This window comes from Longimicrobiaceae bacterium (genome assembly GCA_035696245.1).
Taxonomy (GTDB): Bacteria; Gemmatimonadota; Gemmatimonadetes; order Longimicrobiales; family Longimicrobiaceae; genus DASRQW01.
The window spans coordinates 1-13,795 of record DASRQW010000524.1; the positions used below are offsets into that span (position 1 = coordinate 1).

3 protein-coding genes are annotated in these 13,795 nt (G+C 71.1%); 2 read left to right on the forward strand and 1 reads right to left on the reverse strand.

Annotated features, from left to right (window positions below; all coding sequences use genetic code 11):
- The coding region (locus VFE05_23310) for an amino acid adenylation domain-containing protein (GenBank protein HET6233025.1) at positions 1-9,599 on the forward strand (9,599 nt) is incomplete at its 5' end.
- 428 nt (positions 9,600-10,027) lie between these two features.
- On the opposite strand, the gene ppk1 is transcribed toward VFE05_23310, so the two are convergent.
- Positions 10,028-12,229 (reverse strand): polyphosphate kinase 1, encoded by a 2,202-nt coding sequence (gene ppk1, locus VFE05_23315; GenBank protein HET6233026.1) that lies wholly within the window; start codon positions 12,227-12,229, stop codon positions 10,028-10,030.
- 609 nt (positions 12,230-12,838) lie between these two features.
- Here ppk1 and VFE05_23320 point away from each other — a divergent pair.
- On the forward strand, positions 12,839-13,795 hold a 957-nt coding region (locus VFE05_23320), incomplete at its 3' end, for a hypothetical protein (GenBank protein ID HET6233027.1).

The window sequence follows — 13,795 nt, forward strand, 5'->3', positions numbered from 1 at the left end:
CCGTCCTTCGCACCACGTTCCGGCAGATGGACGGCCGCGCCGTGCAGGTCGTGTCGCCGGTCCCGTCCATCGGGCTGGACCCCATCGACCTTACGCAGCTGCCGGAAGACGAGCGCGCCGCCGAGGCACACCGCCTGGCGACGGAGCACGCGGCCGTGCCGTTCGACCTGGCCGCGGGCCCGCTCTTCCGCGTCCGCCTGGTCAAGGTCGCGGACAACCAGCACGTGCTGCTGATGAACATGCACCACGCCGTGAGCGACGGGTGGAGCATGGGCGTGCTGCGCCGCGACCTGGGCGCCCTGCTCGCCGCGGAGACGGCGGGCGTGGAGCCGGAGCTTCCGCCGCTGCCGGTCACGTACGCCGACCACGCCCGCTGGCAGCGCGAGTGGCTGACCGGCGCCGCGCTGGAGCGGCAGGTGGGCTACTGGAAGCGCAAGCTCACCGGCGCCCCCGCCGTGCTGGAGCTTCCGACCGACAAGCCGCGCCCCGAGGTGCAGACGCACGCCGGCGATGTGGCAGGCGCGCTGCTCCCGCGCGACCTGGCCGACGCGCTGAACGACCTGGCGCGCCGCGAGGGATCCACGCTGTTCATGGTCCTGCTGGCCGCGTTCAAGGTTTTGCTCGCGCGCTACGCCGGCCAGGCGGACGTCGTCGTCGGCACGCCCATCGCCGGGCGCACGCAGGCCGAGACGGAGGGGCTGATCGGCCTCTTCCTCAACACGCTCGCGCTGCGCACCGACCTCTCCGGCGACCCGACCGCGCGCGAGGTGCTGGCGCGCGTCCGCGAGACCACGCTGGGCGCGTACGCCCACCAGGAGGTGCCGTTCGAGAAGCTGCTGGAAGAGGTGCAGCCGGAGCGCAGCCTCAGCTACACGCCGCTCTTCCAGGTGCAGTTCAACCTGCTGAACTTCGCGGACGGCCCGGCCGAAGGCGGCGGCGTGGGCATGCACGACTTCGGCTCGCACGCGGCGCCGGAGGCCAAGTTCGACCTCAACCTGTACGCGCAGGAGAGCGCCGAGGGCGTGGAGCTTACGCTCATCTACAACACGGACCTCTTCGAGCGCGAACGGATGCTGGAGGCGCTGGGCCACCTGGGCACGCTGCTGGCCGGCATGGCTGCGGACCCGGAGCGCCGCGTGAGCGAGCTGGACCTGCTCACGGAAGATGAACGGCGGGCCCGCGCCGCCCTCCACAACACCGTGACGGTCGATGCGCCGTTCACCGCCTGGACGCCGGACGACATCGACCAGACCATCCACGGCCGCTTCGCCCGTGTCGCCGCGGAGAACGCGGACCGCGTCGCCATCCGCACGCGGCGGCACACGTGGACGTACGCGGAGCTGGACGCCGCGGCGGACGCCGTCGCCCGCGCCATCCTCGCCACCGCCTCGCCCGCTGCGGAGCGCGTGGCCCTGCTGTTCGAGCACGACGCGCCGATGATCGCGGGAATCCTGGGCGCCCTGCGCGCGGGCAAGACGTACGTGCCGCTCGATCCCACGTACCCGCGCGAGCGCGTCGCCTACATCCTCGCGGACTCGCAGGCGGGCGCGCTCGTGACCAACGCGCGCAACCTGGTCCTCGCGCACGAGCTTGCCGCGGGCGACGTGCCTGTGCTGGACGTGGACGGCTTCGCAAATCAGTTGGCCCAGCCAACGCAGTTCTTCCCTCTCCCGCTTGCGGGGGACGGGCCGGGGGAGGGGGCACCCCTTCAGCACGCCACCATCTCTCCCGACGCGCCGGCGTACATCCTCTACACGTCCGGCAGCACGGGCGAGCCGAAGGGCGTGGTACAGGCGCACCGCAACGTGCTGCACTTCATCCGCGCGTACACCAACAACCTGCACATCTCTGCGGATGACCGGCTGACGCTGTTCTCGTCGTACACGTTCGACGCTGCGGTCATGGGCATCTACGGCGCGCTGCTGAACGGCGCCACGCTCTGCCCGTTCGACTGGAAGGAAGAGGCGGCGGCCGGGCTCGCGGAGTGGATGCGCGCCGAGGGCATCACCATCTACCACAGCACCCCCACCGTCTACCGCCACCTCATCGGCTCGCTGGCCGGGGGCGAGGTGCTGGATTCGGTGCGCCTCGTCGTCATGGGCGGCGAGGAGGTGCAGCGGCGTGACGTGGAGCTCTGGCGGCGGCACTTCGGGCCGCGCTGCGTCTTCATCAACGGCCTGGGCCCCACCGAATCCACCGTCACGCTGCAGAACTTCATCGGCCGCGACACGGCGGTGGAGCGCACGTCCGTCTCCGTCGGCTTCCCGGTCGCGGAGACGGAGGTCGTCCTCGCCACGCCGCTCGGCGAGCAGATCGCGGTGTACGGCGCGGGCGAGATCACCATCCGCAGCCCGCACGTGGCCCTCGGCTACTGGCGCAAGGCTGAGGCGACCGACGCCGCATTCGGGGTCTCGGGAGATGGGCGGACGCGCATCTACCGCACGGGTGACCTCGGTAGAAGGCTGCCGGACGGCGGGATCGAGTACCTGGGCCGCAAGGACTTCCAGCTCAAGATCCGCGGCCACCGCGTGGAGGCGGGCGAGGTGGAGACCGCCCTGCGCGCCCACCCCGCCGTGCGCGACGCCGTCGTCGCCGGGCGCGACGACCGCACCGGCGGCAAGCGCCTCGTCGCCTGGCTCGTCCCGGAGGACGGCGCGGAGATCGACGCCGCGGAGATGCGCGACTTCGCGCGGGGGCGGCTGCCGGAGTACATGGTGCCCTCCGCGTTCACGACCGTAGATGCGTTCCCGCTCACGCCCAACGGCAAGGTGGACCGCCGCGCCCTGCCCGAGCCGGAGGAAGCCGCGGGCTCGCCCACCGGCGAGCACGTCGCGCCGCGTACGCCGACCGAGGAAGTGCTCGCCGGCATCTGGTCCGCCGTGCTCGGCATCGAGGAGCTTTCGGTGGATGCGGACTTCTTCGCGCTGGGTGGCCACTCGCTGCTCGCCACGCAGGTCGTCTCCCGCATCCGCGAGGCGTTCCGCGTGGAGCTGCCGCTGCGCGCGCTCTTCGAGGCGCCCACGGTGGCCGCGCTCGCCGCCCGCGTGGACGCCGCCGTCGCCCAATCTGACGGCGGGACCGAGCTTCCGCCGCTCGTCCCGCAGGATCGCGGGGAGCTCGTGCCGCTGTCGTTCGCGCAGGAGCGGCTCTGGTTCGTCGAGCAGCTTCTGCCCGGCACCAGCACGTACGTGATGCCCGCCGCGCTCCGCCTGGCCGGACCGGTGGACGTGGCGGCGACGGAGAAGGCAATCGGCGAGATCCTGCGCCGCCACGAAGTCCTCCGCGCCCGCTTCGTCCGGACGCCCGAAGGCGTGATGCAGACGTTCGATGCGTGGCGCCCCTTCCACCTCGCCGTCACCGACCTCTCCGCGCTCGATCCGGACGCGCGCGAGGCGGAGGCGATGCGCCTGGCCAGCGAGCACGCGCAGACGCCGCTGGACCTGGAACAGGGCCCGCTCTTCCGCTCCGAGCTCCTGCGGCTGGGCGAGAACGAGCACGTGCTGCTCATCGCCGCGCACCACGCCGTGAGCGACGGGTGGAGCAGCGGCATCCTCTTCCGCGAGCTGTTCGCGCTCCAGCAGGCGTTCGCCGCGGGGCAGGAATCCCCGCTGGCGCCGCTGCCGGTGCAGTACGCGGACTACGCGCTGTGGCAGCGCTCGTGGCTGCACGGCGACGAGCTGGAGCGGCAGCTCGGCTACTGGCGCGAGCACCTTCGTGGCGCGCCGGGCGTGCTGGAGCTGCCCACCGACCGGCCGCGCCCGCCGGTGCAGACCTTCCGCGGCAGCAACCTGTGGTTCTCGCTGCCGGACGAGCTGGTGCGCCGCGCCCACGACCTGAGCCGGCGCGAGGGCGCCACGCTGTTCATGACGCTGCTGGCCGCGTGGCAGGTGCTGCTGGCGCGGTACAGCGGGCAGGAGGATGTCGTAGTCGGCACCACCATCGCCAACCGCACCCGCCGCGAGGTGGAGGGGCTGGTGGGCTTCTTCGCCAACACGCTGGCGCTGCGCGGCGACCTGGGCGGCGACCCCGCCTTCCGCGACGTGGTGCGCCGCGCGCGGGAAAGCACGCTGGGCGCCTACGCGCACCAGGACCTGCCGTTCGAGAAGCTGGTGGACGAGCTGGACGTGGGCCGCAGCCTCAGCCACTCGCCCGTGTTCCAGGTGATGTTCGTCCTCCAGAACGCGCCCACCGGCCCGGCCGCATCTCCGTCCTCCGACGCCGCTTCGGCCGATGAAGGCGGGACGGTGCAGGCGGGGATGCAGGCGGCGGAGTACGGCAAGGCGAAGTTCGACGTCACGCTCACCCTCACCGAGACGGGCGGCGGGCTGGTCGGCTCGCTCGAGTACAACACCGACCTGTTCGACGAGGCGACGATGGCGCGGTTGGCCGGCCACTTCGCCGCCGTGCTCGACGCGGGGACGATGGATGCGGCGCAGCCCATCTCCCGTCTGCGCCTGCTGGACGACGCGGAGCGCGCGCTGGTGTTGGACGAGTGGAACGCCACGGAGCGCGGCTACCCCACCGATCTGCGCATCCACGACCTGTTCCAGGAGCAGGCGATGCGCACGCCGGACCGCGTCGCGCTCGTCCATGACGCGGAGGCGCTGACGTATGCGGAGCTGAACGCGCGCGCCAACCAGCTCGCCCGCCATCTCCGGTCGCTGGACGTGGGGCCGGAGACGCTGGTCGCGGTGTGCATGGAGCGCACGCCGGAGATGATCGTCGCCCTGCTCGCGGTGCTGAAGGCGGGCGGCGCGTACGTGCCGGTGGACCAGAACTACCCGGCCGAGCGCATCGCCTACATGCTGAACGACACGCAGGCGCCCGTGGTGCTCACCCAGGCCCGCGTCGCCACGAATCTCCCGGCCACGCAAGCCACTGTCGTTTCGGTAGATGCGGATTGGGACGAGATCGCGAAGCACGTCGTCGAGAACCTCTCGGTCCATGTGCGGCCGGAGAACGCGGCATACGCCATCTACACCTCCGGCTCCACGGGCCGGCCGAAGGGCGTCCACATCGAGCACCGCAGCACCGTCGCGCTCCTCCACTGGCTGCGCGAGGCGGTGACGGACGAGGAGCGCTCGTCCGTCCTCGGCTCCACGTCCATCTCGTTCGACGTGTCCATCGCGGAGATCTTCGGGACGCTCTGCTGGGGCGGGAAGCTCGTCCTGGTGGAGAATGCGCTGTCGCTGGCGGAGCTTCCCGGTGGAACGGACATCCGCCTCGCTTCCATGGTCCCCAGCGCCGCGGCGGAGCTGCTGCGGATGGGCGGCATCCCATCCACCGTGCGCTCGCTCAACCTCGGCGGCGAGCCGCTGCCGAACGCGCTGGCGCAGGGCCTCTACGCGCTCGACCACATCGACAAGGTCCTGAATCTGTATGGACCTACGGAAGATACGACGTACTCCACGTTCTCCGTCGTGGAGCGCGGCGGGCCGAAGGTGTACGTCGGCCGTCCCGTGGCGAACACGAAGAGCTACGTGCTGGACCGCAACCACCAGCCGGTGCCCGTCGGCGTTCCCGGCGAGCTGTACCTGGCGGGCAGCGGGCTGTCGCGCGGCTACCTGAACCGCCCCGCGCTCACCGCCGAGCGCTACGTCCCCAACCCGTTCTCGTCCCAGCCGGGCGCGCGGATGTACCGCGTGGGCGACCTCGTTCGCTACCTGCCGGACGGGACCATCGAGTACCTGGGGCGCCTGGACCACCAGGTGAAGATCCGCGGCTTCCGCATCGAGACGGGCGAGATCGAAGCGGTGCTCGCCGCGCATCCCTCCATCGAATCCGCCGCCGTCATCGCGCGGGAGGACGTGCCGGGAGACAGACGGCTCGCCGCGTACCTCGTCGCCGAGGCGGGGCGCGAGGTGCCCCCGGTCGCCGACCTGCGAGCGTACTTGAAGGCGCACGTGCCGGAGTACATGGTGCCGTCGGCGTTCGTGACGCTAGATGCGCTGCCTCTCTCGCCCAACGGCAAGGTGGACCGCCGTGCGCTGCCGGTCCCGGAAGCAGCGTCGGGGGCGGAGTACGTGGCGCCCTCCACCGCCACCGAACGCGAGCTTGCGGCGCTGTGGGCCGACCTGCTGCACGCCGGTCGCGTGGGCGCGCACGACAACTTCTTCGAGCTGGGCGGCCACTCGTTGGTCGCGACACAGCTCGTGAACCGCCTGCGCGACGCGCTGGGCGTGGAGCTGCCCCTCCGCACCGTCTTCGAGGCGCCCACCGTCGCCGAGATGGCCGCCCGCATCGACACCGCGAAGGCCGATGCGGTCGCGGTCCCGCAGCACCCCAAGCTGTCACGCATCGCCCGGGACGCCCGCCGCGCGCACCTCGAAGGCGGGGAGCAGGTACACGCCGCGGAAACGCCGTCCGAATCTGCATCTGCCGAATCCGCATCCACCGAAGTCCCATCGGCCGAATCCGCCGCGCCGCTGTCGTTCGCGCAGGAGCGGCTTTGGTTCACGGACCAGGTCGCCGCGTCCGGATCGGCATACACCATCCCGCTCGTGCTCACGCTGGGCGGCGCGCAGCCGGAGGTGATGGAGGCCGCGATCCGCGAGATCGTGCGCCGCCACGAGCCGCTGCGCACCACCTTCCGCGAGGTAGACGGCCGCCCGGTGCAGGTCATCGGCAGCGCGGAAGATTTCGAGCTGCCGTTCATCGACCTGCGCGCCGTGCCGGAAGATGAACGGCCGTCGGCACTCTCCGCCGCCGTCGCGGAGCAGACCGGCCCGCCGTTCGACCTGGCGCGCGGCCCGCTCTTCCGCGGCGCGCTGATCCAGACGAGCGACGCGGACCAGGTGCTCGCGCTCGCCATGCACCACATCGTGAGCGACGGCTGGTCGGTGGGCGTGATCCAGCGCGAGATCAACGTGCTGTACACGGCCTTCGCCGCGGGCGCGCCGTCGCCGCTTCCGCCGGTGCCGCTGCGGTACGCCGAGCACGCCGTCCGCCAGCGCGAGTGGCTGACGGGCGACGAGCTGGACCGGCAGCTCGCGTACTGGAAGCAGGCGCTGGCGGGCGCGCCGGAGGTGCTGGCGCTGCCCACGGACAGGCAGCGCCCGGCGGTGCAGACCTTCGCGGGCGGCACGGCCACGGTGGTGCTGCCGCGCGACCTGAGCGACGGGCTGGGCGCCGTGGCGCGCGAGGAGGGCGCCACGCTGTTCATGACGCTGCTCGCCGCGTACGCCGTGCTGTTGGGCCGCTACAGCGGGCAGGACGACGTGGTGGTCGGCTCGCCCACGGCCGGGCGCAACCGCTCGGACCTGGAGGGGCTGGTTGGCTTCTTCGTCAACAACCTGGTGCTGCGCGCGGACCTGTCCGGCGACCCCTCGTTCCGCGAGCTCGTTCGGCGTGCGAAGGAGACGACGCTGGGCGCCTTCGCGCACCAGGACCTGCCGTTCGAGAAGCTGGTGGACGAGCTGAAGGTGGAACGCAGCCTCAGCCACACGCCTGTCTTCCAAGTGCTCTTCAACCTGCTCGGCGCGCAGACGGGTGCCGTGGGCGCGGGCACGGCCGAGGGCGAGATGACGGCGCAGGAAGGCGGCGCCGCCAAGTACGACCTGTCGCTCGCCGTGCAGGAGACGGCGCAGGGCATCACCGCGTCGCTCAACTACAACGTGGACCTGTTCGACGCGGCCACCGTCCGCCGCATGCTGGCGCACTTCCACACGCTCCTCGCGGGCGCCACGGCGGACCCGGACGCGCCCATCTCGCGCCTGCGCCTCACGGATGCGGACGAGCGTGGTCGCGTGCTCGCGATGGGCACGGACGCGCGGCGCGACTTCCCGTTCGCCGCCATCCACCGGCTGTTCGAGGCGCAGGCCGCCAACACGCCGGACGCCGTGGCGCTCGTGCACGCGGCGGAGGCGCTGTCGTATTCGGAACTGAACGCGCGCGCCAACCAGCTCGCGCACCATCTCCGGTCCCTCGGCGTCGGCCCCGAATCACTCGTCGGCGTCTGTATGGAGCGCAGGCCCGAAATGATCATCGCGCTCTTCGCAGTCCTCAAGGCAGGCGGCGCATACGTCCCGCTTGATCCGGCCTATCCGGCGGATCGCATCGCCTACATGCTGGAGGATTCGCGTGCTGCGGTCGTGCTGACGCAGTCGTCGGTCGCCGCGCATCTCCCATCCACCGAAGCCGTTGTGGTCTCGGTAGATGCGGATTGGGAGAAGTTCTCCCATCTGCCGACCGACAACCGCCCGGTAGATGTGCGGCCGGAGAACGCCGCGTACGCCATCTACACGTCTGGATCGACGGGCAAGCCGAAGGGCGTGCAGATCGAGCACCGCAGCACGTCCGTTCTGCTGCACTGGCTGCGGGAGGCCGTGACCGACTCGGAGCGCTCGGCGGCACTCGGCTCCACGTCCATCAGCTTCGACGTGTCCATCGCGGAGATCTTCGGGACGCTGTGCTGGGGCGGGAAGCTCATCCTGGTCGAGAACGCGCTCTCGCTTGCGGAGCTTTCGGTAGATGCGGGCGTGCGCCTGGCGACGATGGTGCCTTCAGCGGCGGCGGAGCTGCTGCGGATGGGCGCGATCCCATCTACCGTGCGCACCTTCAACCTCGGCGGCGAAGCGCTGCCGAACGGGCTGGCGCAGGGCCTGTACGCGCTCGGCCACGTGGACAAGGTGCTCAACCTGTACGGGCCGACGGAGGATACGACCTACTCCACGTGGTCGCGGGTGGAGGACGGCGGCGCGAAGGTCTACATCGGCCGCCCGGTCGCGAACACGCAGGCGTACGTGGCGGATGCGAGCCTCCAGCCGGTGCCGATCGGCGTCCCCGGCGAGCTGTACCTTGCGGGCGACGGGCTCGCCCGCGGCTACCTGAACCGCCCCGCTCTCACGGCGGAGCGGTTCATCCCCGACCCGTTCGCGGCCGAGCCGGGTGCGAGGATGTACCGCGTCGGCGACCTTGTGCGCTGGACGGACGCCGGCGTGCTCGACTACCTGGGCCGTCTGGACCACCAGGTGAAGATCCGCGGCTTCCGCATCGAGACGGGCGAGATCGAGTCCGCGCTCACCCGGCACCCGGCCGTACAGGCCGCCGCTGTGATCGACCGCGAGGACGCTCCGGGGGACCGGCGCCTCGTCGCGTACGTCGTGACCGCGGCGGACGTGGAGGTCACCATCGCCGAGCTGCGGGCGCATCTCAAGGCGTCGCTGCCGGACTACATGGTCCCGTCCGCGTTCGTGGGGCTGGATGCGCTGCCGCTTACGCCCAACGGCAAGCTGGACCGCCGCGCGCTCCCCGCCCCGCAGCACGACGCGGAGGCGGAATTCGTGGCGCCGCGCACGGACACGGAGGTGCAGCTCGCCGCGCTCTGGGCCGAGCTGCTGCACGTGGAGCGCGTGGGGGTGAACGACAGCTTCTTCGAGCTGGGCGGCCACTCGCTGATCGCCACGCAGCTCACCACGCGCGTGCGCAACCGCATGGGCGTGGAGCTGTCGCTGCGCACCGTCTTCGAGGCGCCCACGCTGGGCGAGATGGCCGCCCACATCGACGCCCACCGCCCCGCCAGCGACGAGCCCGCACCCGCCGCGCGCACGAGCCGCATCACCCGCCAGGACCGCCGGGGGACGCGGCCGGGTGGAGGGTGACAACGGCCCTCTCCCCCGCTCGTTCCTCGCTGCCCCCTCTCCCAAAACTGCCTGGGAGAGGGGGCGGTGGTGGCGCAGGTGGAAGCGGAGGCGTGGACCCCGGCCCCCTCGGAGGGATCTTGCTCGATGATGTAGAAAACGGAAGGGGCCGGCTCCGCGCGGAGCCGGCCCCTTCTGGTCCATCTGCCATCTGTGCCGATGCGGCTACATCACGCCGAGCAGGCTCCTGGCGCCGGTGCCCTCGGGAACCAGCTCGATCATCCAGTCGTTCTTACCGGGGGCCGCGCGCCCGAATCCCAGCGGTTTCACACCCGCTGTACCCGCACACCCTCCCGCCCAGCCTCGAACAAGCTCCCTCCCCCAGGCAGGTTTGGGGGAGGGCTGGGGAGGGGGCCCCTCGCCGCCTCAATCGAACCACCGGCATCGCCTTACCCCTCGGCCACCTCCCACGGCCGCGACCCGCTGCGGGTTCGGTCCAGCGCGTCGCGCATGAGAAGCGCGTGGTAGTTCACCTCCGGCTCGCCGGGCTCCGGCCGCCGCTGCACGTAGCGCCCGTCCGCCCGCAGCTCCCACGAGAGCCGGTTGTCCAGCAGCGCATAGTGGAGGATCTGCACCAGCCGCTCCTGGAGCGCGGGGTTCAGCACCGGCACCACGGCCTCCACGCGCTCGGCCAGGTTGCGGTGCCGCCAGTCCGCGCTGCCGATGAAGATCTCCGGCTCGCCGCCGTTCTGGAAGTAGTAGATGCGGTCGTGCTCCAGGAATCGCCCCACGATGCTGACCACGCGGATGTTGTCGCTGTAGCCGCGCACCCCGGGCCGCAGCCGCGAGTGCCCGCGCACGATCAGGTCGATCTGCACGCCCGCGCGGCTGGCGCGGTACAGCTCCTGGATGATGCCGAAGTCGTCCAGCGCGTTCAGCTTGGCGATGATGCGCCCCGTGCCGCCGCTCTCCTGCACCTGCACCTCGCGGCGGATGCGCTCCTCGAACACCCGCCGCATGTCGCGCGGGGCCACCACCACGCGCGAGTACTGCTGGTCCGGCGCGTACCCGGTGAGGAAGTGGAAGAGGTTGACCATGTCGAAGCCGATGGCCGGGTCGCACGTCAGCAGCCCCAGGTCGCTGTAGAGCCGCGTGGTGCGCGCGTGGTAGTTGCCCGTGCCGATGTGGCAGTACGTGCGCGGCCGCCCCTCCTCGTAACGCACCACCAGCGTGACCTTGCTGTGCGTCTTGAGGCCCACCAGGCCGTAGGTGACGTGCACGCCCGCATCCTCCAGCACCTCGGCCCACTGCATGTTGTTCGCTTCGTCGAAGCGCGCGGTGACCTCCACCAGCACGGCCACCTGCTTGCCGCGCTCGGCCGCCCGCAGCAGCGCCTTCACGATGGGCGAGTTGTTGCCCATGCGGTAAAGCGTCTGCTTGATGGCGAGCACCGCGGGGTCATCGGCCGCCTCGTCCACCAGCCGCTGCACGCTGGCCGAGAACGAGTCGTACGGGTGGTGCACCAGGATGTCCTCGCGGCGGATGATGGCGAAGATGTTCCGCTCCTCCTCCGTCTCGCCCTCGTGCTGGAACGCCGTGGGCACCACCGGCTCCCACGGGTCGAAGCGGTGGGCCGGCACGTCCAGGTCCGCCAGCTCCATGCAGTCCGACGGGGCGATCAGCCCGCCCATCTCGTACACGTCGTCGTCCCGCAGCTCCAGCTCGCGGGCCAGCATGGCGCGCACCTGCTGCGGCATGCCCGCGTCCACCTCCAGCCGCACCACCGGCGCGAACCGCCGCTCGCGAAGCTCTTCGCTGATCACCGCGAGCAGGTCTTCCGACAGGTCCTCGTCCTCCTTCTCCACCGCGGCGCTGCGGGTGATGCGGAAGGCGTGCACGCTCTCCACCTGCATGCCGGGGAAGAGCGAGGCCACGTTCGCCTGGATCACCTGCTCCACCGGCACGAAGTGGAAGCGCGCGAACGACTCCGGCACCGCCAGCCACCGGCCCTGCGCCGCGGGCACCTTGATGCGCGCGAAGTGCACCGTGTCGCGCGCCGCGTGGCGCATGAGCACGGCCAGCGACAGGCTCAGGTTGGAGATGAAGGGAAACGGGTGCCCGGGGTCCACCGCCAGCGGCGTGAGCACGGGGTAGATCTGGTCGCGGAAGTGCTGGCTGAGCGCCTGCTGCTGCGGCGGCCGCAGGTCGCCGTAGTCCGACACCACCAGCTCCGCCTCGCCGCGCAGGCGGGGCTTCAGGTCGCGCTCCCACGTCTCCGTCATGGCCTGGTGCATCTGCTGGGCGGCCGTGCGGATCAGGCGCAGCTGGTCGGCCCGCCCGTCGCGCGACATGGACAGCAGGCCCGCCGTCTCCTGCCGTTTCAGGCCGCCCACGTACTTCTGGAAGAACTCGTCCAGGTTGGCCGCCGTGATCGCCACGAAGCGCACGCGCTCCAGCAGCGGCGTGCGCGGGTCGCGGGCCTGCTGCAGCACCCGCCAGTTGAAGTCCAGCCAGCTCAGCTCGCGGGAGAAGTACAGCGACGGGTGGTCCAGCTCCGCCCCGTCCGGCACCGGGTTGAGCGCCACGGCGGCAGGGGTGATCCAGGGGATCGCCGCCTCGGCGCGCGGCGCGGTGTGCTCCTCCGTGGACATGCGTTTCGTTCGGGCTGGGGTAACTCGGACCGCGTACGGCAGATGCGCGGCGTTTCGGAAGATGCGCGGCGGCGGCGCGTCTCCCTCACCACTATACGCCGCGGCGTGCGGCGGCGACACCCGCCCGCTGTAACGGATTCCGCCCGCCCGCATGCGTCCGCCGTCCACGGCTCCGCGCCTTCGGGGCGCACACTGCGGTCGCACGCTCCCCCGAAACAAGGCTCACGCGGAGGCGCGGAGCCGCGGAGAACTGCGGGAGCGCGAGATGTTCTCCGCGTCCTCCGCGGCTCCCCGTGAGACCCGTTTGCGGGAGACGTGTGAAAGAGGCCGAGACTGTAGATGATATGAGATGCAGTTTCGTCGATCGAAGGCAGACAGGGTGTAGATCGCGCGCACGCGTACGTTTCGCCTCAACCTGCTCGCGCGCATCGTTTTCGGCCGCTTCGGGGGTGAAACACTTGCCCGGATGGCAGCCGTTCGTTTATTCTTCCGGTCCGCTACGCGAAAGCCGCACCTTTTTGGCCGCCGCCGCGCCCCCTCCTCCCCCGCCGCCGCCCTCCGCGGCCGGCACCGGTGCCCGTCCCCGGCCCCGCATCTCCAGGAGTTCCCATGGCAGACGACCACGCCCTCTACCTTGCCGGCCACACCTCGCTCCGCAAGCAGCTCCTGCGCGAGTGCGAAGAGATGGCCGAGTACGCGCTGAACACCGGCCGCCGCGTGCCCGGCGCGACCCTCCAGGTCATCCAGGACGCCATCACCGCCAACGAGTCGGGCGCCCCCATCGCCTCGGACGAGCTGCGGAAGCTGGGCGTGGCGCACGACTCGCTCTCCAAGCTGGTGCTGCCCGCCACGCCGTACTGCTTGGTGCTGATGGACGACGACAGCAAGCAGGGCGGCAGGCTCGGCTTCCTGGGCCCCGTCCCGCTGGTGCGGCGCATCATGGTGGTGGCCATCGTCTCGCTGATTGCGTTCGTGTGGCTCAGCACCAGCAAGGACGTGACGCCCGACTACGCGGACAAGATCGGCGGCGCGCTGCACGGCAGCGGCGTGGCGCTGCTCCTGAACGAGCTGTTCTACATGTCCGCGGCGGCGCTGGGCGGCTCGTTCACGCTGCTGTTCCAGATGAACCAGTACATCGTGCAGCGCAACTACGACCCCAAGTACGAGGCGTCGTACTGGATCAAGCTGGTGCTGGGCGTGATCGCCGGTCTCTTCGTGGTCACGCTGGTGCCGCTGAGCGCCGAGAACAGCTTCGCGGCGCCCACGCTGGCCATGCTGGGCGGCTTCTCCGCATCGGCCGTGTACCGCATCCTGAACCGCCTGGTGCAGACGATGGAGTCGATGGTGCAGGGCGACGCCAAGGAGATGCTGGCCAACCGCGAGGCCGCCGCCAAGCTGCGCGCCACCGACGAGATCGCGCAGAACCGGATGAAGCTGGCCGCCAACCTGGTAACGCTTCAGCAGCAGCTCACGGCCGGCGGCGACAGCGAGGAGGTGAAGGCGCGCCTGGACCACATCCTCCGCTCGCTGGTACCCGAGAGCGCGGACGACCTGCCCCCCCCCCCC